This is a genomic window from Euzebya pacifica, assembly GCF_003344865.1.
GTDB classification, from domain to species: domain Bacteria; phylum Actinomycetota; class Nitriliruptoria; order Euzebyales; family Euzebyaceae; genus Euzebya; species Euzebya pacifica.
Genome location: NZ_CP031165.1, coordinates 3,085,762 through 3,111,300, shown reverse-complemented (window position 1 = coordinate 3,111,300; position 25,539 = coordinate 3,085,762). Strand labels below are relative to the sequence as shown.

General features: G+C 72.0%; 17 protein-coding genes and 2 pseudogenes. 8 read left to right on the top strand and 11 right to left on the bottom strand.

The window, feature by feature from the left end:
• Positions 1–8: 8 nt before the first annotated feature.
• The 7 genes from DVS28_RS13275 to DVS28_RS13245 all read right to left on the bottom strand — a co-directional run bounded on the left by DVS28_RS13275 (position 9) and on the right by DVS28_RS13245 (position 8,347).
• Positions 9–1,193 carry a VWA domain-containing protein gene (locus tag DVS28_RS13275; RefSeq protein ID WP_114591872.1) on the bottom strand — a complete coding sequence of 395 codons (1,185 nt, stop codon included), beginning with the start codon at positions 1,191–1,193 and terminating at the stop codon, positions 9–11.
• The gene (locus DVS28_RS13270) at positions 1,190–3,379 is read right to left on the bottom strand and encodes a DUF5682 family protein (RefSeq protein WP_114591871.1); all 2,190 of its coding nucleotides are present in this window, start codon (positions 3,377–3,379) and stop codon (positions 1,190–1,192) included. Before DVS28_RS13270 ends, DVS28_RS13275 begins: the two co-directional genes overlap by 4 nt.
• On the bottom strand, positions 3,380–4,480 hold the full coding sequence (locus tag DVS28_RS13265) for an ATP-binding protein (RefSeq protein ID WP_114591870.1): 1,101 nt from the start codon (positions 4,478–4,480) through the stop codon (positions 3,380–3,382).
• 19 nt (positions 4,481–4,499) lie between these two features.
• Positions 4,500–5,996: a DUF5691 domain-containing protein gene (locus DVS28_RS13260; RefSeq protein ID WP_164710486.1), complete on the bottom strand. Its 1,497-nt coding sequence runs from the start codon at positions 5,994–5,996 to the stop codon at positions 4,500–4,502.
• Positions 5,975–7,324, bottom strand: a complete 1,350-nt coding sequence (locus DVS28_RS13255; RefSeq protein ID WP_114591868.1) for an SWIM zinc finger family protein — start codon at positions 7,322–7,324, stop codon at positions 5,975–5,977. Before DVS28_RS13255 ends, DVS28_RS13260 begins: the two co-directional genes overlap by 22 nt.
• A 98-nt stretch (positions 7,325–7,422) precedes the next feature.
• Positions 7,423–7,743: a DMT family transporter gene (locus DVS28_RS13250; RefSeq protein WP_114591867.1), complete on the bottom strand. Its 321-nt coding sequence runs from the start codon at positions 7,741–7,743 to the stop codon at positions 7,423–7,425.
• Between the two features lie 331 nt (positions 7,744–8,074).
• Positions 8,075–8,347, bottom strand: coding sequence for a metal-sensitive transcriptional regulator (locus DVS28_RS13245; RefSeq protein WP_114591866.1), 273 nt, complete (start codon positions 8,345–8,347; stop codon positions 8,075–8,077).
• Between the two features lie 93 nt (positions 8,348–8,440).
• On the opposite strand from DVS28_RS13245, the gene DVS28_RS13240 reads away from it, so the two are divergent.
• The 3 genes from DVS28_RS13240 (at position 8,441) to DVS28_RS13230 (ending at position 11,077) form a co-directional block, all read left to right on the top strand.
• The gene (locus tag DVS28_RS13240; RefSeq protein WP_114591865.1) at positions 8,441–9,835 is read left to right on the top strand and encodes an MBL fold metallo-hydrolase; all 1,395 of its coding nucleotides are present in this window, start codon (positions 8,441–8,443) and stop codon (positions 9,833–9,835) included.
• Between the two features lie 67 nt (positions 9,836–9,902).
• Entirely contained in the window at positions 9,903–10,295 is a 393-nt protein-coding gene (locus tag DVS28_RS13235; RefSeq protein ID WP_216826012.1) for a DUF302 domain-containing protein, read from the top strand.
• On the top strand, positions 10,295–11,077 hold the full coding sequence (locus DVS28_RS13230) for a sulfite exporter TauE/SafE family protein (RefSeq protein ID WP_114591864.1): 783 nt from the start codon (positions 10,295–10,297) through the stop codon (positions 11,075–11,077). The genes DVS28_RS13235 and DVS28_RS13230 overlap by 1 nt, the downstream gene beginning before the upstream one ends.
• A gap of 30 nt (positions 11,078–11,107) precedes the next feature.
• Here the strand turns inward: DVS28_RS13230 and DVS28_RS30155 are convergent.
• Positions 11,108–11,491, bottom strand: a pseudogene (locus DVS28_RS30155) (MmcQ/YjbR family DNA-binding protein); the annotation flags it as partial.
• 97 nt (positions 11,492–11,588) lie between these two features.
• Here DVS28_RS30155 and DVS28_RS13220 point away from each other — a divergent pair.
• Both DVS28_RS13220 and DVS28_RS13215 read left to right on the top strand, forming a co-directional pair.
• A complete protein-coding gene (locus DVS28_RS13220) occupies positions 11,589–12,140 on the top strand; it encodes a DUF427 domain-containing protein (RefSeq protein ID WP_114591863.1) in 552 nt (183 codons plus the stop codon).
• Between the two features lie 4 nt (positions 12,141–12,144).
• Entirely contained in the window at positions 12,145–13,125 is a 981-nt protein-coding gene (locus tag DVS28_RS13215) for a ketopantoate reductase family protein (RefSeq protein WP_114591862.1), read from the top strand.
• A gap of 268 nt (positions 13,126–13,393) precedes the next feature.
• Here DVS28_RS13215 and DVS28_RS29610 read toward each other — a convergent pair.
• Positions 13,394–14,617, bottom strand: a pseudogene (locus DVS28_RS29610) (DUF2142 domain-containing protein); the annotation flags it as partial.
• A gap of 115 nt (positions 14,618–14,732) precedes the next feature.
• On the opposite strand from DVS28_RS29610, the gene DVS28_RS13205 reads away from it, so the two are divergent.
• Positions 14,733–15,410 (top strand): DedA family protein, encoded by a 678-nt coding sequence (locus DVS28_RS13205; RefSeq protein ID WP_114591860.1) that lies wholly within the window; start codon positions 14,733–14,735, stop codon positions 15,408–15,410.
• Here DVS28_RS13205 and DVS28_RS13200 read toward each other — a convergent pair.
• Positions 15,394–15,705: a GNAT family N-acetyltransferase gene (locus DVS28_RS13200; RefSeq protein WP_114591859.1), complete on the bottom strand. Its 312-nt coding sequence runs from the start codon at positions 15,703–15,705 to the stop codon at positions 15,394–15,396. The two genes, DVS28_RS13205 and DVS28_RS13200, sit on opposite strands and share 17 nt — an antisense overlap.
• 59 nt (positions 15,706–15,764) lie before the next feature.
• Here DVS28_RS13200 and DVS28_RS13195 point away from each other — a divergent pair, with 59 nt between their 5' ends.
• Entirely contained in the window at positions 15,765–16,439 is a 675-nt protein-coding gene (locus DVS28_RS13195) for a hypothetical protein (protein WP_114591858.1), read from the top strand.
• Between the two features lie 72 nt (positions 16,440–16,511).
• The gene (locus tag DVS28_RS13190) at positions 16,512–17,501 is read left to right on the top strand and encodes an FAD-dependent oxidoreductase (RefSeq protein ID WP_114591857.1); all 990 of its coding nucleotides are present in this window, start codon (positions 16,512–16,514) and stop codon (positions 17,499–17,501) included.
• Positions 17,502–17,604: 103 nt separating this feature from the next.
• Here the strand turns inward: DVS28_RS13190 and DVS28_RS13185 are convergent, their stop codons facing one another.
• A complete protein-coding gene (locus DVS28_RS13185) occupies positions 17,605–25,539 on the bottom strand; it encodes a glycerophosphodiester phosphodiesterase family protein (protein WP_114591856.1) in 7,935 nt (2,644 codons plus the stop codon).

Genomic DNA, 25,539 nt, shown 5'->3' with positions numbered 1-25,539 from the left:
CCGGAGGCTCATTCGGGAGGCTGAGCCACGGCGATGTCGTTGTCGGCGGCCCAGCGGCCGACGTCGTCACGGTTGATCGCGCCGGCCATCATGTCGGCGAACAGGTCGGGGGTGCAGGCGAAGGCCGGCACCCCGAGCTCGGCGAGGGCGGCAGCGTTGTCGGCGTCCCACGACGGCGTGCCGGTGTCGGACAGCGTCAGCAGCGCGATCGCGGTGGTCCCGGAGGTGACGAGCTGGCCGAAGCGCCGCAGCATCTCGGTCCGGACCCCGCCCTCGTGGAGGTCCGACACCAGGACGAACACGGTGTCGCTGGGCTGCTCGATCAGCTGCTGGCAGTACGCGAGGGCCGCGTTGATGTCGGTGCCCCCACCCAGCTGCACGCCGAACAGCACGTCGACGGGGTCCTCGACCCGGTCGGTCAGGTCGACGACTGTCGTGTCGAACACCACCAGGCGCACGTCGACCGCCGGCAACGACGCAAGGATCGCGCCGAACACCGACGCGTAGACGATGCTGTCGGCCATCGAACCGGACTGGTCGAGGCACAGCACGATCCGCCGGTCGATGTGGCTGCGCCGACGCGCATGGCCCACCAGCCGGTGCGGGATGACCGTGCGGTACTCGGGCTGGTAGTGCGCGAGGTTGGCCGCGATGGTCGCCGGCCAGTCGATGTCGCCGTGGCGTGGCCTGCGGGTCCGCGCCGATCGGTTGATGGCGCCGCTGATCGCCTGTCGGGTGGTGGACTCCAACCGGGCGACCAGGTCGTCGGTGACGGCCCTCACCAGGAGGCGGGCTGCCTGCTTCGACCGGTCGGGGATGGCACCGGAGAGGCCCATCAGGGTGGTGACCATGTCGAGGTCGGGCTGGACGGCATCGATCATCTCGGGCTCGAGCAGCAGGTCGGCAAGGCCCAGGCGTGTCATGGCGTCGCGCTGCATGACCTGCACCACGGTGGAGGGAAAGAAGGTGCGGATGTCCCCCAGCCACCGCGCCACTCGGGGTGAGGACCCGGCAAGCCCGCCCTGGCGTCGGGTGTTGCTGCCGTAGAGGGCCTCCAGGGCGCTGTCGCGCTGCAGGTCCGCCCCCGTCAGTCCGACGCCGGTGCCGTCGGCGTCGTTGTCGGACCCGAGCACGAGGCGCCACCGCCTGAGGCGCTCCTCGGCGCGGGCGTCCGGAACCTCGTGGTCGGTCACGTCGTCGCCCCGTACAGCTCGAGGACGTGGCGGATGGCGTGCGTGGCCGCGACCGGATCCAGGGGACGCTCCTCCGCCACGCGGGACGTGCCGTGGCGCAGGCGCTGGCCGATGTGGTTGCGCTCCGTGGGCGTGTAGCGCGAGAAGGTACGGCGGAGCAGGGGCAGCAGGTCGTCGTACACGTCGACGTCCACGGTGCTGATCCACCCGTCGAGCATCCCCAGCAGCGTCGGGTCGAGCAGCAGGAGGGCGGCGTCGCCGTCGAGGAATCCGTCGACCCACGCCGCGGCGTCACGCGCGGGGCGGGCCGGCGACAGCGCCCGCGACAGGCGGCCGGCCACGTCCTCGGCCGACAGGTGGCCGCCGTCGAGGAGGTAGCGGACGGATCGCCCCACGATGCCGTCGTGGACACGGCGACGATCGACGAGCTTGCCGACCGCCGCGACCCACAGGTCGGTCAGGACGGGATGGTCCAGCAGGCGGACAGCGGCGATCAGTGCGTCGATGCCCGCCCGGGCGTCGGCTGCGGCATCGTCGTCCAGCCCGACGACGGCGGTGGACAGGCCGGCACAGATCCGGCGCACCAGGCTGTCGAGGACGTCACGAAGCCGGCTGGTGTCGAGCTGCCGGACGTCGCCGTAGCGGCAGACCCGTGCCAACGGTTCGGTGGCGCGCATCAGGTGCAGCGTGTCGTGGGTGGTGGCCGCACGTCGATCGACCTCCTCGACCAGCGCGCCGGTGGCGTCCGGGAGGTCGGCGGGCAGGCACTCGTGCAGCAGGTCGACGACGTCCACGAGGTGTTCGGCCATGCGGGCCCGGCCGATGGCCCGGACCGTCGCGGCCTGCTCGACGGTGCCGCCATGGACCGACGCGGCGATGACCGCCACGGCGAGCTCGGGTCGCCACTGCAGCGTCCAGCCCTCCTTGAAGGTGCCCGTCGTCCCGCCGGCGTCCGCGGGACGTCCCCAGCGGATGCCCAGCAGCAACAGGCGGTGGAGCAGGACGGACTTGGCGGCCCCCGCGGGCGTCCGCAGGTCACAGACGATGGTCCTGGCGTCGGCGGTCCGATTCAGCCGGGCCGACCGGGCTGCGGACTCGAGGTCGCGGGCCAGCGGGACCTGTGGGATCCCCTCGGGCACGGCGCCCAGCTCGTGGCCGACCACGACCTCGTCGTGGATCACCTGCAGCGGCTCGGGTCGTCCGCCGCACAGCACCGCCAGGGCGGCGTCGGTGCACTCCGCGAGGCCGGCACGAGGACGGCCACGCAACGACGCCAGGCTCGCGGCCAGCCTGGCCGCCTCGATCGCCGACGCGGTGGGTGCCGACAGGTCGGCGTTCCGCAGCGCCCGGGCGACCTTCACCATCCAGCGGTCGACCCGCTGGTCGTCGTCGGTGGCGAAGCAATGGGCATACCAGCCCGGAGAGGTCACGCCGGCGCCGTACCCCGATCCGGCGGCAAGGCGGCCCGACGTCCACGGCACCCATGTCACCGCGACCTTCTGCCGCCGGAGCCCCTTCAGCGTGGTGGTGTCCGCGGTCTTGGTCGGGAACCGCTCCGGGGTGAGCGCCGGCGCATGGTAGGCCCCGCAGACCACCACGACGGGCCCGTCCACCGACGCCATGACGGCGCGCAGCACCCGACGCATTGCGGCTTCACGACGTCGCAGGTGCGGGTCGTCGTCGTGGTCGGACCGCATGGCGGCGATGGCATCGGTGATGGCCGCGAACCCCGCGGCGGCGGTGTGCCGGTGCTCGACGGCGTCCTCCCACCAGCGTTCGGCATCGGTGTAGCCGGCCGCCGCGGCGAGCTGCCCGATGGGATCGAGGGACTCCCCGGGCACGTCGTCCCGGTCGTAGCCGTCGGCGAGCTCGTTGGTGGCCGGCAGGTCGGCGAAGGACACGGGCACGTCGTTGCGCACGGCCCAGCGCAGGGCGTTCCATTCCGGGCTGAACGTGGCCATGGGGTAGAACGACGACCGCGAGGGCACGTCGGGACGATGGACGAGGGCCGCGACCGGCGGCACGAGGTCCTCGGCCCCCGCCCATTCGACGATGCCGTCCAGCTCGGGCGGCCCCTCGATGACGACGTGCGCGGGTGCGACCTGCTCCAGGACGGTCAGGACCGACCTGGCGGATCCGGGGCCGTGATGGCGCACCCCACACACCACCACGTCGTCGGTCGGCATCTAGCCGAGCTCTCGGCAGGCGGCGTACAGGTCGTTCCAGTCGTCCCGGTCACGCACGACGGTGTCGAGGTACTCGGTCCACACGATGGCGTCCTGGACGGGGTCCTTCACGACCGCGCCCCGGATCCCACCGGCGATGTCGGCTGCGGAGACACGGCCGTCCCCGAAGTGCGCCGCCAGGGACAGCCCGTTGGTCATGACGCTGATCGCCTCGGCGGTCGACAGGGTCGAGGACGGCGTCTTGACGGCCGCACGCCCGTCGACGGTCCGTCCCTCGCGCAGCTCCTTGAAGATCGTGACGACCCGCTGGATCTGCGACAACGCGTCGAGGTCGGCCGGCAGGGCCAGGGACTCGCCGAGGGCGGTGACCCGGGTGCGGACGATCTCCACCTCCTCCTCCACGGTGTCGGGCAGCGGCAGGACGACGGTGTTGAAGCGACGACGCAGCGCCGAGGACAGGTCGTTGACACCCTTGTCGCGGTCGTTTGCCGTCGCGATGACGTTGAAGCCGGGGACCGCCTGCACCTCCATGTCGAGCTCCGGGATCGGCATCGACTTCTCCGACAGGATGGTGATGAGGGCGTCCTGCACGTCGGCAGGGATGCGGGTCAGCTCCTCGATGCGGCACACCGACCCCTCCTCCATGGCCCTCGTGACCGGCGAGGGGACCATGGCCTCCAACGATGGCCCCTTGGCCAGCAACGAGGCGTAGTTCCAGCCGTACCGGATGGCCTCCTCCGGGGTGCCGGCCGTGCCCTGCACGATCCGGGTCGACCGGCCGGAGATCGCGGCGGCCAGGTGCTCCGACACCCAGGTCTTCGCCGTCCCCGGCACGCCGAGGAGCAGCAGCGCACGGTCGGTGGCCAGCGTGGCGATGGCCACCTCGATCAGGCGTCGCCGGCCGATGTACTTGGGCTCGATGACGGTGCCGTCGGGCAGGGTCCCGCCCAGCAGGTAGAGGGCGACGGCCCACGGCGACAGGCGCCACGACGGGGGACGCGGCCGGTCGTCCGCTGCCCCGATGGCGGCCAGCTCGTCGGCGAAGGCGTCCTCGGCGTGGGGACGCTGCGCAGCCGCAGGGTGGGCGGCGTTGTCGGTCATGTGGAGGCTCCGGGCGGGATCACGGTTCGGTCCGGTCGTGGATCATGTGGTCGATGGCCCGGTACAACGAGCGGGACAGGCTGATGCGGTCGATCGTCGATGCGACCATCTGCGCGTGGAGTCCCGTGGGTCGGGCAGCGGCGAGGCGTTGGTCCAGCACGCCACCGGCGCGGGTTGCCAGCAGCGTGGCCATGGTGCCCAGGGCCGTGCCCGGCCGCGGGTGGGTTGCGCACCAGGTGACGACGTCGTCGGTCAGTTCCGGCGACCACGGCCCGTCCACGAGGGCCAGGACGTCGTGCAGCCGCTCCATCCAGCGGTCACCACCCGGGGGCAGGACGGCTCCGGGTGGCACCGGTGCCTCGTGGGCTGCCAGCAACGCTGGCCTCAGGCGCTCGGCCAAGATGGCGTCCCGTTGGTCCGCGGCGGCCCGAGCGGCCGCGAGCAGCAGGGGCGGGTGGTCGGCCAGCACGGCGGTGGTGGCATCGAGTGATCCCGTCAGGCGCTCCCATGCGTGCCGCGGCGCAGCCGACAGGACCTGGCCCTGCCACCAGGCGGTGAGGCCCACTGGGGGTGGTGCCGCCGTCGCATCCACGAGATCGGCCGTCGAGGGCCTGACGTCCGCCAGCGTCACCGTGGCGGCTCGGGAACGCTCGGCACCCGATCCGGCCCGTCGGGGCGGGTCGAGGTGGACCAGCCGGACCAGTCGCTCGGCCATGCGCTGGGCGCGTCGGCTGTCGGGCAGCCTGCCGAGTGCTCGTGCCGCGGCGTGCCGCACCCGTGGGGTCTCGTCACGCAGGGCTGCCTCGAGCCATTGTTCGTCGTCGGACCGGACCAGCGCACCGACGGCGGTGACGACGTCGGTGCGCACCCCGGCCGACCAGTGGCCCCAACGCTCGGCGAGGATGTCGTGCCCACGGTCGGGCGCGACGGACCAGAGGCGCACCGCGGCGACCCGTCGCTGTCGCCCCCCGATCGCGAGCTGCTCCTCGGCGGTCGGCACGTCGATGAGGGCATCGGCCCACCGGGTCTGGCCCAACGAGGCAAGCCACCGACCCTGGCGGCCGATGGCGGCCACGGCTTCGCCGGGCAGGGGTCGGGGCACCTGGTCCAGGACCTCGGTGAGGTGGCCGCTGGAGATCCGCCAGCCGGCCGTTCCCGCAACGGTCAACCAGCGCGTCAGCAGGCCGGCGCGGTCGGGTGTGGCGACCAGGCCGGACAGGATGCCGTCCAGTAGCTGCAACGCGTCGGGTGGGGCGACGCCGAGCGGTTCCTCCTCGGGCGCGTCCCAGCGCGCATCGACGGCCTCGAGGGCGTGGGCGCGCAGGCTGGCCCGCCGGGCCGACCATCCAGCTGCCGCCGCCTGCAGCACACGATCCTCCACGCTGCCGTCCCCGGGCAGCGCGATGCCCAGCAGGCTGCGCTCGGGCACGTCCCCGCGTCGACCGGTGCCCAGCGTCGCGTGGGCCACGAGGTCGTTCCACCGCCAGTCCTCCGTCACGCCCACCGCTCCTGCCATCGGGTGGCCTCCTGCACGACCGGGACCGCCAGCAGCTGGCCATCGGTTGCGACGGTCAACGGTCGGAACGCCTCGCGGACGATCTCGCCGAACATCGTCACCGGCCGCCCACCGGTGACGGCAAGGGTGGCCCATGGGTCCAGGCCGAGCACGGGAAGTGCCCGGCCGGAGCGGTCGATGACCCGTGGGGTGTCGACGTCGGCATCGACGAGCCGCACGCCGGACACCGTGCACGGGAACCGGTCCTGCCAAGGCGCCTCGGCGGCCAGCGCGGCGACGGCGTCCAGCGCGGGCCCCCACCCCTCCCCCGCCATCGGCAGCTCGTCGGCCTCGCCGACCGTCAGGGGCTCCTCCGCGAAACGGACGCGTCGGGGTGGCCGGCCCGGATAGACCCCCATCTCCACGGCCAGGACGCTGCCGAGCAGCTGTGGGGTCGGTGGGGTGGTGTTGCCGCCAGCGAAGTCCAGCAGGATGGCATGGCCCTCCTCGGGGTGGTGCAGCCAGGTCCGCTGCTCCACCACCCTGCCCGTGTCGGACGTGCCGATCCCGAGCACGGTCCACCTTCCCGTCAGGCGACGGCCGTCGAGGACCTCTGCAGACGAACGGCCCCACCCAATGAAGGTGCGCAGGTCCGCGGCGTCTGCCGGGTCCAGGTCCTCGCGCCGTTGCCATGCGGCAACGGTCAGGTGCAGCCGTCCCAGCTCGCCGAGGAGCAGGGACGCCCAGTCGTCGTGGCCGGCGACGGTCGCTGGCAACGATCGCACCCGGTCGGCGAGGCCGGGCAGCTGCGCGTCGACCAGGCGTGCGCCCACGAGGTCCCACCAGGCGTGTGGCCTGGAGCGGGTCGCGGCCAGGCCGTCGACGACCACGTCGGTCAGCCACTGGCGCAGCTCGACCATGCCCGTGTCCATCAGGGCAACGCGCTTGGCGACCCGGCGGGCGCGGGCCTCTGGGTCGACCGGGGGCCGGTCCCCTGCCGCAGTGGTCCTGGCCGCGCGCTGACGGGCCCTGGCCAAGGCATCCTCGGGGGCGTCGGTCGTTTCGCCGAACCCGTCGACGTCGGCCAGCCAGACCAGCAGCAGCGACAGGCCGTGCTTGCAGGGTTGCTTCCGGGACGGGCAGCTGCAGGTGAACGCCGGGCCCTGCAGGTCGACGCTCGTCCGGTACGGCGACGCTCCGGACCCCTGGCACCGCCCCCAGAGGAGTTGGTCGAGCCGCCCGAGCCCCGACCACGCGGCTGACCGGGACAGCTTCTGGGCAGCGGCCCACGAGGCGGCGTCGGGGGCGTGTGCACGCACCCGCTCCGGTCCCCAGTGCTCGTCACCCATCGACGAGCGATCCTACGGTCCCGGTGCGACACCGCCCTGCGGATCCCTGATACCCCCGGGGGCACATGGGAGATGGCACCGGTGGAGTCCGGTGGCTGTCAGCTGGCCGAGGTGAGCTTGACCGCGATGATCGACGCGACGAGGGCGAGGATCGCCGTGATCTGGGGACCGTTGGTGGCCTCCCCCTTCACGGCCACGCTGACCACGAACGCGCCGACGGCGCCGATGCCGACCCACACGGCGTATCCCGTGCCGACGGGGATGGTCCGTGTCGCGACGCTGAGCAGGTACATGCTGACCGCGAGCGACAGCACGAAACCCACCGTCGGGACGAGGCGGGTGAACCCCCTGGTCTCCTCCAGCAGGCTGGCCCAGACCACCTCGAACAACCCTGCGACGACCAGCACGATCCATGGCATGACGAGCTCCTCGCGCCCGTCGTGCTGGCCGGTACGGGCGCCCCTCGTCGGGAGGGTCGCGACCGGCGACCCTCGCCCGACAGGGTAGCCCCGGTCAGCGGCCGAGCAGCCGCGACATCAGCGAGCCCGAACGGCGCGCCTGTGCCTTCTCCTCGGCGGTGCAGGTGCACCGGTTGGTCTTCGGTACGCCGCGCATGACCTGGTCGACGTGCTGGCCGCAGCCGCTCCACGTCGTCTTCGAACAGTTCGAGCATCGTGCAGGTGAACACATGTGGGTGACCTCCCGGTCGGGTGTTGGGGTGTTTGGGTTCGGTGCCGGCTGACGGATGGGTCAGGCGAGCGTCATGAACAGCTTCTCGAACTCCTCGGTGGACAGGTCGTCCTCCCGAGCCTCGGTGAGGCACTCGACCAGTCCAGCCGACAACAGCTTGAGTCCTGCCCGTTCGGCAGCAGCCTTGCCGGCCGCGAGCTGGCGAAGGACGGCAACGCAGTCGCCGCCGCCTTCCTCGAGGACCCGAGCGACGGCCTGCAGCTGTCCCGCCGCGCGACGAAGCCGCTTGATGGCGTCAGCTCTGGCCTCAGTGGGTATGCGATCGGTGTTCATGGGATTGCATCATATACCCCCAGGGGTATGTTGGCACCCACTCCGCACCTCTTCGCATCCTCCCGCAGTCCACACGCACGAACGGAGCACCCCATGCAGCTGGAACAGCTACATCACGAGTCCCTCGGACACGCGTCCTACCTGATCGCCTCTGAGCAGACCGGCGACGCCCTCGTGGTCGACCCCCGCCGCGACGTCGCGCCCTACCTGGACCTGGCCGCTCGCGAGGGTTACCGCATCCGGTACGTCGTCGACACCCATCAGCACAACGACTACCTGTCCGGCCTGCGCGAGCTGGTCGAGCGCTCCGGCGCCACGGCCCTGGGATCGGGACACACCGACCGGTTGGGCTACGACCACGAACCCGTCGAGGACGGGCACCGCATCGAGCTCGGCGAGGTCGGCGTGACCGTGCTCCACACGCCCGGTCACACACCCGAGCACATCAGCTTCCTGCTCACCGACGGCCAGCAGGACGACGACGAACCGGCCATCCTCCTCTCCGGCGGTGCCCTCCTCGTCGGTGACCTGGCTCGTCCCGACCTGCTGGGCAGTCCGGAGGAGACCAAGGCGTCGGCTGAGGCCTTCTGCGCCACGATCCAGCACAAGCTGCTGACCCTTCCCGATCACGTGCTGGTCTATCCGACCCACGTCGCCGGTTCCCTGTGCGGCGGAGCCATCGGATCCCGCCTGGTCACGACGGTCGGCTACGAACGCCGCACCAACGAGATCCTCCGCGAGGTGTCCAACAAGGACGACTTCGTGCAGCAGTGCCTGCGGCTGGACAACCTCCCGGCCGTCCCGCCGTACTGGCCGCGGATGCGTGGGCAGAACGCCGATGGCGTCCAGCCGGTCGGGACCGTGGACCTGCCGCCGCCCGTCAACGTCGACGACGTCGACCTCGACGGGGACGTCATCGTCCTCGACACCCGGCAGCCGGAGGCCTACGCCAGCGGGCACATCCCCGGCGCCCTCAACGTCGGCTACGGCTCGTCGTTCCCGACCTGGGCCGGCACCGTGCTGCCCGAGGGCGCGCGCACCCTGTTGGTCGTCGACGACACCGAGCAGCTCGAGGAGATCACGTGGGAGCTGCTGCGGATCGGCTACGACCGCCCCGTCGGCCACCTGCGTGGCGGCATGTTCGCCTGGCGGACCTCGGGTCGGCCCATGGACAACCTGCCGACCGTGACCGTCCAGGACCTGGCCGACGACCTCGACCGGTACCACGTCCTCGACGTCCGCCAGCCGGGCGAATGGGCCAGCGGTCACGCGCCCGACGCGCAGTTCATCACCGGCGCCGAGCTGCCCTCCCGCATCGATGAGGTGCCTGCCGACCGCGAGGTCCTGGTGGTCTGCGGCAGCGGGTTCCGGTCCACCGTTGCGTCGTCCCTGCTCACCCACCACGGGCGCGAGAACATCACCAACCTCCTCGGCGGCATGAGCGCCTGGACCGCCGCAGATCTTCCCACCACCACCGACGACGACTGACAGACGTCGACACGTCACCCAACCACATCCAGTCAACCCAAGGCACCGCGATGAAGGAGTCCCAGACATGAGCGACTACACCATGACCATCACACTCGACACCGACCTGGCCGAGACCGAGGAACGGGTCCGCGCGGCCCTCGCCGAGGAGGGCTTCGGCATCCTCAGCGAGATCGACGTGCAGTCCGCCCTGCAGGACAAGCTCGGCGAGGACGTCGGGCCGTACAAGATCCTCGGCGCCTGCAACCCGCCGCTGGCCAGCAAGGCCATCGCTGCGGACGCCGACATCGGGGCGCTGCTGCCCTGCAACGTCCTCCTGCGGGCCTCGGCAAACGGCGGCACGGACGTCGTCGCCGCCGACCCGCTGGCGATGCTGCGCATGGCAGGCGACGACCTGGCGGAGCTCGGCGAGGACGCCCGCGGCCGCATCGAACGCGCCCTGGGGCAGCTGAGCCAGTAGTGGATCTCCTCGTCGCCGTCCCGATCGGCGTGCTGGTCGGGGCGGTCCTCGGCCTGCTCGGAGCCGGCGGTTCCCTGCTGACCGTTCCCGCGCTGATCTTCCTGCTCGGGTTGTCCACCGGCGAGGCGACGGGCACGTCCCTGGTTGCGGTCACCATGATGGCCGTGGCTGGCGTCGTGGTGCATCGCCGCGCCGGTCGCTGCTCGTGCAAGGAGGGATTCGCCTTCGGTGGGGCGGCTGCGGTCACCGCCGCGGCCGCCGGCTGGGCGGCCAGCGCCCTGCCCGAGCGCATCCTCACCGGCGCCTTCGTGGTGCTGCTGGTCGGCACGGCCGTGTGGCTGATGCAACGCAGCCCCGAGGCCGAGGACGACAACCCTGACCTGGAGGACCGGCAGGCGTCCGGTGGCATCCTCGTCACCGGGGCCGCCGGTGGCGGCATCGGCGTCCTGACCGGCCTGCTGGGTGTGGGCGGGGGGTTCCTGATCGTGCCGGCGCTGCTGGTCACCCGGAACATGCGGATGTCCATGGCGGTCGGCACCTCGCAGCTGGTCGTCCTCATCAGCGCGTTGGCCGGTTTGGCCGGTCGTGCCACGGGCGACACCGTCCAGTGGTCGCTGGGGTTGTTGTTCGGCCTCGGCGGACTCGTCGGGGCGACCATCGGGTCGCGCCTGGCCGATCGTGCCCCCGAGGGGGCACTGCGGAACGGCTTCGCGGCGGTCGCGCTCGCCGTCGCCGGCCTGATGGCCTGGCAGGTCGTGTCGGGCGGCAGCCTGGCGGGCTGACGCCCGACCCCGTCGGTCAGGACCGGGTCGGTCCAACCGTGCGACACGGCGGACCCCGGCGGTGCGCCGGTAGGCGTCCTCCAGCAGCTCGGCCACCTCGTCGAAGTCGCTGTGGTCGTCGAGGTCCAGGCCGATCCAGCCGGACGGACCGAGGTAGGCCGGCACGAAGAACCGGTCGTCCTGGCGGAGGGCCGCGAGGTCGGTCGGGTCGGGCAGCAGCATCACGCTCTGCTCGTGCTGCACCCACCTGCCATCGACCTTCACCGCGCCGCCGTAGTAGGCGAAGACCTTCGTGGTGAAGAACGCCGGTCGCCCGTGGGAGACCTTCTCCCCGGCGTCCGGCAGGGCCAGCGCCAGCTCGCGGACCCGCGCCAGCACCGGGTCGTCGTCATCGAACATCTGCACATGGGCCATGGCACGGGAGTGTCCCACAGGTGGGGGTCCCCGCGGGGTTGCTCGATGCCGTGCGAAAGGCTGGGTCGGCGAGGACGGGTCGGGGCAGGATCGGGGCATGACTGATTCCGTTCCCGACTGGCTCCGGGCCGCCCGTGACAAGTGGACCAACCGGGGAACGTCCCGGCCGTCCTTCGCCGTGGACCCCGGGCCCGGGCAGGAGTCGGTGTGGGACTACCCACGCCCGCCCGCTGTCGTCGCCGACGACCGGACTGTGGAGGTACACGACCACGACGGCCACCTCCTGGCCCGGACCGCCCGCACCGTCCGGGTCCTCGAGACCTCCCATCCGCCCGCGTTCTACCTCCCGGCCGATTCGATCGTGCCCGGGGGTCTGGACGTCGCCACGGGCTCGAGCCACTGCGAGTGGAAGGGAAGGGCGGAGTACGTTGCCGTGGCCGGAACGGCGGACCCGGTCGGCTGGCGGTACCCCTCTCCCTATGCGGAGTTCGCCGACCATGCCGGGTGGGTGTCGTTCTATCCGGATCGGGTCCGATGCACGGTCGACGGCGAGGTCGTCCGACCGCAGGCAGGGGGGTTCTACGGTGGCTGGATCACCGACGACGTGGTCGGGCCCTTCAAGGGTGAGCCCGGCACCCAGGGTTGGTAGGGCGATGACCGCAGCCACGCACCCACGGACCGTCGTCGTCGGGGCCGGTGCCATCGGTGGCGCCCTCGCCGTCGGGTTGGCCGAGTCCGGCCAGGCGGTGGAGGTGGTCGCCAGGGGCGCGCACCTGGACGCCATCCGCCATGACGGGTTGACCCGGGAGGCACCGGACGGCCCTGTCACCGTCCGGGTCCGGGCGCACGCACACGTGTCGGAGGCCGACATCGACGAGGACACCGTCGTCGTCCTGGCCACGAAGGCCCATCAGGTCGAACCCGTGCTCGACGACCTCCTCGCCCACGCGGGGCCGGGTGTGCCCGTGGCCTGCATGCACAACGGGATCGAGGGCGAACGGCTGGCCCTGCGGCGCTTCCGCCGGGTCCAGGGTGTCCTGATCAACACACCCGGCGTCCACCTCGAGCCGGGGATCATCCGTGTGTACGCCACCGAACCGCGCGGGATCCTCGATGTCGGTCGGTACCCGTCGGGTCGTGACGACCTGTCCGTCCGGCTCGCCGCGTCGTGGACGGCGGCGGGCTTCCTCTCCGAGGCCACCGACGACATCATGGCCCGGAAGTGGGCCAAGCTGCTCGGCAACGTCGGCAACGCCCTGCAGGTCCTCTGCGGCACCGACAGGGCGTCCTTCGATGACCTCTACGGTGTGGTTCGTGCCGAGGCCGAGGCGGTTGTCGCCGCAGCCGGCATCTCCCCTGACCTGGAGGTCCAGCAGCGACGGGCGGGGCTGGTGGCCCGTGCCGACATCGGGATCGAACGACGCCCGGGCGGCTCCACATGGCAGAGCGCCGTGCGGGGGCACGCGGACTCCGAGGTCACGATGCTCAACGGGGAGATCGCCCTGATCGGACGGCTCCACGGGATCCCCACGCCGGCCAACGACCTGGTGCAGGCCGAGACGCTGAAGCTGCTGCGGGACGGCGACCCCGTGGGGTCCCGCGACCAAACCGACCTGCTGCGCCGGCTGGGCTGACGTTCCGGGAGGCTCCCGGCAGGGCCGCGGCCGCGAGCAGCACGACTCCGGTGATGACCAGCACCATCCAGGGCACCCACCCCCCGGCGGGGTCCCACGCGGCGTCGGTCCAGAACACCAACGGCCCGCTGGTCCCCACGGCGAACCGTCGTGCCGCGAGGAACCAGGCGATGGCCTGCCCACTCGCGGCCGCGATGGCCATGGTGCTGCCCAACCACGGGGGCAGCGGTCGGGCCATGATCGCGACCACCGGGACGAGCACCAGCCCGGGCAGGAGGTGCCGGCCCTGCAGGTCGAAGCCGGTGTGCTGGTAGCTGAACACCCAGAACGCTGCCGCGAATGCGAGCGTCCCGAGGACCACCCAGGGGGCCGCGAGCCGACCCACCACCCGAGTTGTCGCCGTCGGGACCGGCGGGCCGAACGTACCCCAGGCGACGACCACGATCACCAGGAGGACCCAGCCGACCGTCATCGTTCGGGGAAGGGGGAACTCGAACAGGTTGAACTCGCCGACGGCATGCCGCAGGAGCATCGGGATCCGGCCGACGAGCTCGGCCGACGCCCCACCGAGGTTGTCCGCAGCGACCGGGGTGTCGACCTGCGTCCGGGCGTTCCAGAGGATCCCGAGCCCCAGGCCGCTGAGGTAGGCGCTACCCCACGCCAGCAGCGAGAACCAGCGGGTACGCACGGCGGCAACGACGTCGGGCTGCAGCAGGATGGCCGCGCCCAGCGACATCAGCGCCCACACGGCACCGGGCTGCCGACCGAGTGGCAGCAGCAACGCCGTCCCTGCCGCGGCGGCCACCCACCACCGGGATCCACCCGAGTGCAGCATTCGCCACGACAGCGCCAGGCAGGCGAGGGTGAGCCAGACCTCCTGCCCGCTGGGGTTCAGCACCGCGCCCAGGTACACGGCCATGGGGGTGAGGCCGAGCGCCAGGCCGGGCAGGACCCGACGACCCAGCGGCGCCAGCGCCAGCAGGGTCGCACCGAGGGTGGCGAGCACCCCCAGCACCTCTCCGACCCGCGCCCAGGTCAGCGCCTCGGTGTCGCTGCCACCCAGTCGCACGAGCGCTGCAGGCGCCGCCACCGACGTCGGCGACGTGGTCCCGGTGTTGGTGGACACGTTGCGCCGGTCCTGTCGGGTCTCGGGTGCCACGTCCACGCAGGTGGCTGGTTCGGCGGCGTTGCGTGCGCAGTCGCGGCTCTGGGGCACCAGGTGCTCGGGCATCGACACGAAGGTGGTGGTCTCGAAGGCCCACCAGAAGCTGGCCAGTCGCGCCGGGTCGTTGGCGACGTCGGCTGGTGGCGTGGGCGGCTGGGGCGCCAGCCCGAGCACCTGCCCATCGGCAAGCCCCCAGGTGCGGACGTAGTGGCTGACCTCGTCGGGCGCCTGGAACGGTGGGGTCGCCGCGAGCCAGCCGACGAGCAACAGCGCGTAGCCGAGCCACGCGAGCACACCTGCCGATCCCCGATACCCCCTGCGGTCCATGCCCCCATTGTCCGAGCACGTCGGCCTGCGGGGGCAACGTCGGTCCATGTCCCGTCGGGCGAGGATGCCGCTGCGCCGGGTTCCGTGACGTCGGTCCCCGGGTAGGCGTGGCCTCGTGACCACGACCGCCCTCTTCGCTGCCTCCGCCAGCCCCTCGGACTTCACCGGCCTCGTCGGCTGGGTCGTCGACGTCGTCGCGACGGGCGGACCCGTCGGGGTTGCCTTCCTTCTGGCGCTGGACAACGTCCTTCCCGTGGTCCCCAGCGAAGTGGTCCTGCCGTTCGCTGGATACCTGACTGCGAGCGGTGAGCTGTCCTTCTGGGTCGTGCTGCTGGCGGCGACGGTCGGATCGACCGTCAGCGCCTACGTGTACTACGAGCTCGGGCGGCGGCTCGGGCACCAACGCGCCCGCTCCGCGCTCACCCGGCTACCACTGACCGAGGAGGACGACCTCGACCGGGCCAGCGACTGGTTCACCCGCCACGGCACCCTCAGCGTCCTGACCGGACGGTTCGTGCCGTTCGTGCGCAGCGTCATCTCCCTGCCTGCCGGCACCGAGGGCATGGGTCGGGTGCGCTTCGGACTGCTGACCGCGCTCGGCAGCGGGATCTGGAACGCCGTGTGGCTGTGGATCGGTGCGGTCGTCGGTGAGCGATGGACCACGGCGGGTCAGTACTCCGACTGGATGAACCTGGCCGCAGCGGTCGTGGCGGTCGTCCTGCTCGGTCGCCACGTGTGGCGCCGGCGCGGTCGGCTGCCCTGGACCGACGGGACGGTCAGTCGGACTCGATGAGGCGACGGCGGTCCTCGTCGACCACGCCGAGCATCTCGGGATGCCGTTCCAGCCAGCCGGCCACGAACGGACAGATCGGCACCACCTTCAGGCCATCGCGCTCGGTCCCCTCCAGCGCGCCCCGCACGAGGACGCTGCCCAGCCCCTTGCCCTCGTGCTCGTCGGCGATCTCGGTGTGGACGAACAGCCGCCGGCCCCCACGGTCGTGGTAGACCGCCAGTCCGGCCACCTCGCCGTCGAGTGTCACGGTGTAGCGATGGTTCGCGTCGTCATGGATGACCGCTGGTTCTGCCATGGGATCAACCTATGCCCCCGGGCAGGGGGATGACACACCCACGATGTAGCGTTCCCCGAATGGTCAAGGCCGTTCGAGGACTCCGCCTCCACCTCGCCAGGGCGTTCGACGAGCTCGAACACCGCTACGAGCGGACGGGCCCGCGTGCCCGCTACACCGTCGACGTCTGGCAACCCCGACGCCCGATACGTCCGGAGTGGTGGCCGTGGTGGCCGCCTGTCGGCGTGACCGCCCTCAGCGGTCCCGTGGCCCTGCAGGTCGGGTGGGCCCTCGGCACCGCGTGGGCCCGGGCAGCCCGTGGGGAACCAGTCCTCCTGGTGGCCCCGGTCGGCATGCAGCGCTGGGTCACCGACGTCCTCCTTGCGCACGCGGGGGTGCCGCTGCACCTCATCGGCGCCGGCGCCCTCAGGATGGATCAGTGGCAGCGGATCTCCCGCCGCCTCGGGGCCCTCGCCGATGCCCCGATCAGCATGATGGATCCGCACGAGGAGCCACCGACCCGCTACCTCCCCGACACCGTCGTCGTCGCCTTCTGCATGACCGACGAGCAGCTCGTCGCCGCGACGGCCCTCGGCCACAACGCCGGTGTGCGCACCGTCCACGTCGGCGGGTGGGCCGATCACGGGAGCGGGCTCCGGCTGGAGACCCGCGGCGAGGACGGGGTCGGCATCGAGGGGGTCCGCCGCAGCCTCGGCTTCGACTGGCCCACCCTGCAGGTGGTCGCGCCGGACTGACCTCGACCGATCCGCCTTGCCAGAACTGCAAGACTGCGTGCGTGGGCAGCACGTCTGCGGCACCGTCGTTCCATGAACACCCACATCGATACCGATCCCCACCCATCAACGTCGTCGGTCCTGGATGTCCTCGTGATCGGCGGTGGTGCCGCCGGGTTGGCCGGGGCAACCACCCTGGCACGGGCGAGGCAAGCCGTCCTCGTCGTCGACGCCGGCCAACCACGGAACGCCCCGGCCGCAGGGGTCCACAGCTTCCTCGGCCACGAGGGGAGGCCGCCGACGGAGCTCCTCGCGTTGGGCCGCCGGGAGCTGGAGGGCTACGGGGGCCAGGTCGTGGTTGGCGTGGCCACCACGGCCCGACGGCAGCCCGACAACCTCTTCGAGGTCGTCCTGGAGGACGGGCGGCGCTTGCGTGCCCGTCGACTCCTCGTGACGACCGGGCTGCGCGACGAGCTGCCCGTCGTGCCGGGGATCGAGGCCCGGTTCGGCCGAGACGTGCTGCACTGTCCGTTCTGCCACGGCTGGGAGGTGCAGGACCGCCGGATCGTGGTGCTCGGCACGTCCCCCGCCGGTGTGCACGGCGGCCTCCTGTGGCGCCAGTGGAGCGACGACGTCGCGGTGGTCGATCACGGCGGCCTGGGGGCATCGGCGGACGACCTCCAGCGCCTCGCGGCACGAGGGGTGCCCGTGTGGGACGGCCCGGCGGTCGGCCTCGTTGTCGAGGACGACGTCCTGACGGGCGTCCGGCTGGCCGACGGCCGGGTGGTCCCGTGCGATGCCCTGGTGGCACACGGGCGGATGGTCGCGCGGTCCCCCGTCCTCGACGCGCTGGGCGTGTCCCCCCAGGACGTCGAGGCCTTCGGTGTCGTGATCGGGAAGGCGTATCCCTCCGACCCCGTGGGTGCGGCGTCGGTGCCGGGTGTGTGGCTGGCGGGCAACGTGACTGACCTGAAGGCGCAGGTGATCAGCGCGGCAGCCGCCGGTGTGCAGGCCGCCGCGGCCATCGTCGCCGACGTGATGGCCGAGGAGACGCAACGGGCGGTCACCGCGATGGCGAGCTGACCCGACCGACCGTCCGTCACCTGTCGATCAGGGTTGACGTGCTGAATCGTCATGCACCGCGCTGGCCGGCCCCGTGGGCCCGGCCAGCTTGTGGGTGCGGCGGTCAGCCGGCGATGGCCTCCTCCAGCAGGGCCCGTGTCGACTCGTCGATCGCACCCGGGCCACCGAGGACCACCCCGCTGTCGACGCGGTCGGCGATCGACCGGAGGAACGCCAGCGTCGGCGAGTCCCCTGCCAGGTCCGACGGCGGCACGAGCAGTACCAGGGCCCCACGGCGTGCGGCGACGGCGCCGGCGGCCAGGCCGTCGGGATAGTCCGCACCGGTCGCGAACACGACGTCGATCGACTCACCGTCGGGGTCGTCGGCGAACCGGGCGAAGGCGTCGCGGGCCACGGCGACCGAGGTGGCGTAGCGGTCGCGCCCTGCGAGCCGGACGACCTCGCCGACGGTGCCGACGAGCGCCGCCTCGACCTCGCTGTCGATGACCGCGGGGCCACCGATCAGCACGACCCGACGGGCACCCAGGTCCTGGAGGGCATCCATGGTCGGGGCGGGGACGCTGCTGCCGGCGGTCAGCAGCACGGGCAGCCGATCGGGTGAGGCAGCCAGCGCGCCGGCGGACAGCGCGTCCGGCCAGGCGCGAGCAGCCTCGGGGTGGTCGCCGAGCACCACGACGACCTCGCCCGTCTCGGGCAGGCCGACGCGGTCGGCCACCAGCGCAGCGGTGTCCCAGCGGCTGGCCCCAGCGATGCGCTCCACGTCCAGGCCGAGCTCGACCAGTCGGTCCTCCACGGCCCGACCGATGGCCGCGTCGCCTCCGAGCACGATGACGTCCTCGACCCCCAGCCGGACGATCTCCTCCTCCACCATCGGGTCAAGGGCATCGCCGTTGGTCAGCAGCAACGGACCGTCGATGGAGGCGGCCAGGGCGCCGCCGGCCAGGGCGTCGGGGTAGGCGTCCGCACGGGCCAGGACCACCCCGCCGGCACGACCGCTCAGGTCGTTGGTGCGGGTCGACGCCGTCGGCCAGTGGTCGCGGCTGGCGTTGACCGCGGTCTCCACGCGGGTGGCGCCGTGGGTGCGGCTGACCTCGTCGTCCCCGACCTCGCCGGGCTCCTGGGGCTCGGACGGGTCGGTTGGCTCCGGGTCGGTGGGCTCGGACGGGTCGGTGGGCTCGGTGGGCGGTGTGGACCCGCCACCGCCGCTGCCGGGATCGGGGGTGTCGGCCGGGTCCAGGATCGTGCCCAAGCCGGTGCCGTCGCTGATGACGACGCCGATCGCGTCGGCGAGCGTGACCGTCACGGTCTCGCCGTCGGGCTCATCGGTGGTGTCGGTGGCCGTGGGCAGGAGCAGGGTGGCAGTGGTCGTGCCGCTGGGCAGCTGGAGGCTCCCGCCGTCGGCGGTGTAGTCCTCCCCTGCCGTGGCCGTCCCGTCGGCGCTGGACCAGGCGACGCTGGCGTCCCGGGGCACCGGCTGGAGGCCGGCGGTGATCGGGTCGGCGTCGACCCGGACGGTGAAGGACAGGTCCTCGCCCTCGGTGGCCGCGGCGTCGTCGACGCTGACGATGGTCACGTCGTCGTCGACGATCGTGCCGGTTGCGGTCGGGTCGGCGACGGTCGTGCCGTCGCCGTCGACGGGGTCGGTCACGACGAGGAGGAGCGTCTCGTCGTCCTCGTCGAGGTCGTCGCCGATCACGGGGACCTCCACGGTCGCGGAGGTGTGCCCGGCGGGGATCCTGACGACCGTGTCGACGTCGGTGTGGTCCTCGCCGGCCGTGGCGCCTCCGGGGCCGCTGGTGGCGCCCGTGGCGACCGCCACCTCGACGTCGACCGCGCTGGGGTGGTCCAGCTCGAGGGCGAACTCGAAGGTCGCGGTCTCGGGTGCGTCACCCTCGACCGCCGAGGCATCAGCGACCCGGACGGCCGCGTCGTCGTTGCGGATGGTCACGATTGACACGGAGTCCCCGAGGGTGGCCACTGTCGGGTTCGACAGGTGGATCTCGACGGTCTCGTCCTCCTCGGGGCCGGTGTCGCCGTTGATGACGAGCTCGACAGTGCCCGAAAGGGTGCCGGCCGGGATGGTCCCGGTGGCAGCGGGCGCTGTGTAGTCGTCGTCGGCCAGCGTCGCGGTGTCGGGGACGGCCACGACGTCGAAGACCACGTCGGCGTCGGCGGGGGCGGTCAGGCTGAGGGGGACGAGGGCCACGGTGGTACCGGTGTCGCCCTCGATCACCTGCACGTCGGCCGTCGACAGCTCGGTGGCGTCGTCGTTGATGATGGTCAGCGACGCGGTGGACAAGCCACCCTCCGCGGTGGCGCCGTCGATGGCGGTCACGGTGATCGTGACCGTCTCGTCGCCCTCCACGACGTCGTCACCGGTGATCGTGACAGGGACCGACGCCTGGGTCTCCCCGGCCGGGATCGTCACGGCGAGTCCGGTCAACGCGAGGTAGTCCTCGCCCGCGGTGGCGGTGTCGTCGACCGTGTCGACGGTCAGGGTGACCGGGGCGGACAGCGGCCGGTCGATGGACACCGTTGCCGATGCCTCGCTCGTCGCGGTGTCGCCCTCGTCGACGGTTGGGGCGGTCAGGGACACGAGGACGGCGGGCTCGATGCCGAGTCGGTGCGCATCGCGCCAGCCGACCATGTCGCCCGCACGGTCGGTGATGGCGCCGTCGACGCCGGCCCGGACCATCCGGTCCCAGTCGGCGGCGCTGTTGACGGTGTAGGGCACGACCCGCACTCCGGCAGCGTGCAGGTCCGCCACGGGACTGGTGTCGCCGGCGATGCTGTTCCACGACGGGTTGAAGTAGGCCACGTCGAGGGCTTGCGCCTGGGCGACGGGGTCGCTGCCGAAGCCACCGGTGAGCAGGCCGAGCACCAGGTCGTCCGACACGCTGCGGGCGTGCTGGAGCACGTCAGTGGAGAAGGACTGCAGCACGACCTGGTCGGTCATGCCCCGCGCCTCGATCAGGTCGACCATCCCGCTGACCTCGAGCAGGTCCTCGGGACCCTTGACCTCCAGCAGCAGGGTGGTGCCGGAGCCGTCGATGAGGTCCAGGACCTGGGCCAGCAACGGCATGTGCTGTCCCGCGTAGGCCGGTGAGAACCACGAGCCTGCGTCGGCGCCGTCGACCTGGGCGGCGGTCTGGGTGGCGAGGTCGCCGGACCGGTCGGTGGTGCGGTCCAGCGTCTGGTCGTGCAGCACGTAGGGGACGTCGTCCAGCGTGGAGTGCGCGTCGATCTCGACCATGTCCGCGCCCGCGGCGATCCCCGAGGCCACCGCGGCCAGGGTGTTCTCCGGGGCAACCCGGGACCATCCCCGGTGGGCGACGACGAGGGGCCCGGCGTCGTCGGCGAAGCCGAGGCTGTCCTGCGCGGCGCCCTCGAGGACGCCGGCCAGGCGGCCCGGCGCGGTGGAGGCGACGAAGGCCGCACCGTTGCGGTCGGCCACGAGCCATTCTTCGGGGGTCTCGGCGGCGAGGATCGTCCCCACGCCCCTGTCGTCGAGCGCGGCGATGACATCGGCAGGGGTCGACGGATCCAGCAGGACGGCGCGGATGTCGTCGGGGCCGTCGGTGACCTCCGCGGCGACGACGGTCGTGCCGCGCAGGTCCAGGACCAGCTGCAGCGGTTCGGTCGACGCGTCGCGGACTGCCTGTGCGGTCGTGTCGTCGTCCACCAGCACGAGGGTGTCGGGGCCGGCGTCGCGGCTGTCGAGCAGGCCGGCAACGGCCGCGGCCGCGGCCGTGTCGTCACGGACGTCGACGACCAGGGCGTCGGCGAGGTCCAGCGCCTCGGCGAGGGTCGGGACGGGCTGGCCGGCGTAGGCGTCGGAGAACGACGAGCCGGCGTCGAGCGCGGTGACCTCGGCGGTCGTGAGGGATCCGACCGGGCCGGTGCCGTCGGTGGTGCGGTCGACGGTCTCGTCGGCCATCAGCACCGGGTCACCGTCGGCGGTCAGGCGGGCATCGACGATGGAGAACCTGGCGTTGGTCCTGACGGCCTGCTCAAGCGCCGCGAGGGTGTTCTCGGGTGCCGCGTCGCTGTTGCCACGCATGGCGACGGTGCCCAGCGCCGAACCTCGGGTCAGCGGCTCGAACGGGCTGATGTCGGTCACGACGATGTCGTCGAACTCCACGACCGCCTTGTCCAGCACGAAGCCGAGGACGCCGGCGTCGGAGCGTTCGATCCCGCCGTAGCGGAGGACCTCCTGCCCGTCGAGGAAGAGGATCCCCCGGTTGCCGCGGACCTCGACGGCGAAGCGGACGTCGTTGCCGACGCCGACGTCGAACGGCGCGGCGCTGCTGGTGGGGACGCTCCAGCCGTTGGAGGCGGTGCGGGTGGCCCACTCCAGGCCGTTGCCAGCGGTTGAGCCGCTGCGCATGACCGCGTGCCACCACGGCACGGTGCCGTCCGGGGCGATGTCGACGATCAGGCCGGTCCAGCGGCTGGCGTTGGCCCGCTCGCGGAACTGGATCGTGGCCTCGAAGCGGAAGTTCTCACGGTGCTCACCGAAGGTCAGGCGATCGATGGCCTCCGTCGTGGTGCCACCGACCAAGCGGCCGTCCTCCACCCGCCAGGTGCCCACCGCCGGGTTCCAGCCGTCCGGCAGCTCGCCGTCGGGGATGTCGTCGAAGTTCTCCTCGAGCCGATAGGGCTCCTCGGGGCCGGGCTCGTCGACGGTGACGGTGCAGGCCTCCAGCGGTGTGGTGTCGGAAGCCGGGTCGCCCTCGGCGACGAAGACCGGGTTGGTGAAGCCGAAGGCGCGGTAGTCCTGCGCGACGTCGCGAGCCTCGTCGCCCCAGGCGATGACCTCGGCGCGCAGGAAGTCGCCGGGCTCGACGTCGACGGTGAAGGTGACCGCACCGGTCCGGTCGTCGAGGGTGTGCGACAGCGTCTGGGGCCCCGTCACCGGCGCCTGGCCGGGATAGGTGCGGGCCACATCGCCGTTGACGTGCAGCAGGACGTCGGCGACGTCGTGGTCCACACGTGCCGTGACGACGACCTCGACGGTCCTGCCGGTGGCCGGCACGTGGACGGTGCCGCCCATGGGGACGCCGTCGACGGTCATGGCGATGTCGGGACCGTTGGATCCGTAGAAGTAGCCGGACTGCTGGACCTCAACGATCGGGTCGGCGGCCAGCTGCGGCAGACACGCCCGGATGTGCGGGCTGCCGATCTTGCCGGAGTTGTGGGCGTCGGAGTTGGCGATGCCGAGGATGGTCTCGCCGGCCCGAAGTCGTTCGTCCCAGCGGGCGAACGCGCCGTTGTTGACGGTGTGCAGCGGCGGGTAGAAGCCGTTCCACACCTCGATGCCCGTCAGGCCGTCAACGCCCCAGTCGTCCCACTCCAGCCCCGGGTAGTACGGGTGGGCGATGTAGAAGAAGCCTCGGCCGCCGTTCGCGGCGTTCGTGTCGTCGATGCGCGACTGACCGGTGCCGCACGCGATGAGGTCGGCGTTGGTCGTACCGATGTCGTAGCCCAACGAGTGCCCGTCGCCACAGGTGATCTCCTGGCCCACGAGGGCCACGAAGTCATCGCGGTTCTCCGCCGCCATGTCGCTGGCCTGGCTGAGGGTGTTGTGGTCGGTGGCGGTCAACCACGACAGGCCGTAAGCGCGCGCGGACGCGACGTTCTCTGCGATCGTCCCGGAGCCGTCGCTGTGGATGGAGTGGCTGTGGTTGTCCCCCCAGTACCAGCCCGGCCCGTTGACGAAGATGCGGCCGGTGCGCGTGCGTTCCCGTCCGTCGTGGACCACGGTGGCGGTGATCTGCGCCCGCCCCCCGGCGTCGGCACGCAGGGTCCACTCCTGGCTGCTGGATTCGCCGGCGGCCAGGTCGATGGTGCGGAGCGCCGTGCCGAGGACCGTGATGCCTCCGCCAGCGCTGCTCAGCCGGACGTCGACGCCGGTGATCGGATCCTCGCCGACGTTGCGGACGACCACGGTGGCGGTCGTCTCCTGTCCCGCCGTCAGGGTTTCGGCACCCGGGTCCAGCTCGATCTCCACGCCGGTGAGCTCGGCGAGGTGGTCGTCGTAGGCGTCGCGGAAGGCCTCGAAGGGCTCCTGGGCGTCACCGCGGTCGACGGCGACGAGCCGCCGGCTCAGGGTGTGGGTCCCGCCGGCCGGGATGGTGACCTCGGTCTGGGTGGTCACGAACCGCCCGGACGCGACGACCTGGAGGTCGGCTGCGGCCAGGTCGGTGTAGACGAATCCGTACTCACCGCTGGACGCACCGGTCTGGGCGACCCATGGTTCGGTCGGCTGGTAGTCCAGCCCGTCGTTGTGGGTGACGACGCCGACACCGGGCACGAAGCTGTGCTGCCCGGCGCCGTCGTGGTCGATCACGTCGCCGATCCAGAGGGTGACGGGATCGGTGCCGGTGTTGGTGAAGCTCGACTCGGCGGTGATGTGGTCGGCGCCGGTCTCGATCTCGAAGACGGTCTCGACGTCCACGCTGATCGCGTCGTCCCGGACCCCGTTGCCGTCGGGGTCGTAGAAGCCGGTGGTGCGGATGGCCGCCCGGTCCAGGTCGTCCTCGTCGACGACCTCCACGACCTCCGACCGGACGGTGCGAGCCTGGTAGGAGTCCTCACCCGTGGGACGTGCCTCGTCGATCCACGGCAGGTGCAGCCAGTCGATCTCGTCGCCCTGCCCGTGCACGGCCCAGTCCAGCGGCTTGCCGAGCGACACGGGTTCGAGCTGGCCGTCGATGGTGCCGTTGGACACGACCATGGCCAGGCGGTCGTTGACGATGGTCAGGTCGGTCGGCTGGCCCTGGCGGACGGGACCGTCGACGACGAGGCCATCACCGGCGTGGGCGCGACCGGGCGGAAGCTCGAGGTCGACGGTGTACTCGGTGATCCCGTCGTCGGCGGGAACCTCGACGGATCCGGATCCGTCGCCGTGGCCCAGCTTCGACGCGGTCAGGGTGTAGGTGCCCGGGGGGACCCGCAGGGTGTAGGTGCCGTCCGCGCGGGTGGTGGCCCGATCGACCTCCTCCGCGCCAACTGAGCGGACGACGACGGTGGCCCCGGCGACCGCGGCGCCGTCCACGTCGGCGACCCGACCGGTGATCCGCTCGTCGGTCTCGATGACGTCGTCGTCGTGTTGCGGGATGTCTGCGGCCAGCTGCACGATGGCGTCCGCCACATCGGGCCCGTCGGTGGGGTACTCCACGATGTGGTACCAGCTCAGCTCGGCGCTGCCGCCGGCCGGCACCGACAGGTCCCAGAACGCCGAGGCGATGAAGTTGCTGCCGGCGTACAGCGCGTAGGGCTCGTCCTCGAACCACGCGATGCCGTGCGCTGGGACGCCGTCGGCGAAGAGGGCGCCGTTGTACAGGACGTTGCGTTCCCAGCCGCCGGCGGGAATCTGCACGAAACCGGGGTTGGTCGCGCCGTTGGGGGCGATGGAGGCGTCCGTCGACCCGCCCGAGTTGGTGTCCGGATCGGCGATGTAGCCGAAGGTGCGGTCCACCGCGGCCGCACCGTCGTTGGTGACGGTGATGGTCTGCTTGACGATCGGGACCTCGGCCAGCGCCTCGTAGGCCACGCTGATCGAGAGGTCGTCGGTGCATCCGGCGACGCTGTCGCTCGCGTCGATGCAGCCATCCGCCACGATGGTGTCCCCCACGACGTTGACGTCGTCGAGCGCGAGCTGTTCGCCGTCGCGGTTCCAGTCATCGGCCGCGCCGGCGGAGGTCACCCGGTCGGCGGAAAGGACCGTCTCGGTCCAGTCCAGCCCCTCGTAGCGATCGGTGTCACGGGGATACAGGTCGGCGATGGCCCCCGCCTCGAAGGTGCCAGCCGTGTTGTTGCCGGCACCACCCGTCATGGTGATGTTGGCCTGCACGACGCCGTTGCGGACGAAGGCGTACGGCACCGCGGGACCGATGTCCTGGGTCCTGCTGGGGCCGGTGGTGTCGGACGGGCCGACGTCGGTGCCGGCACGAGGCTCCTGGGCCACGGCCGGTGTTGGCGCAGCGAGGACGCTGCCCAGCAGGGCAACGACGAGGAGGGCGAGGAGGGAACGCAT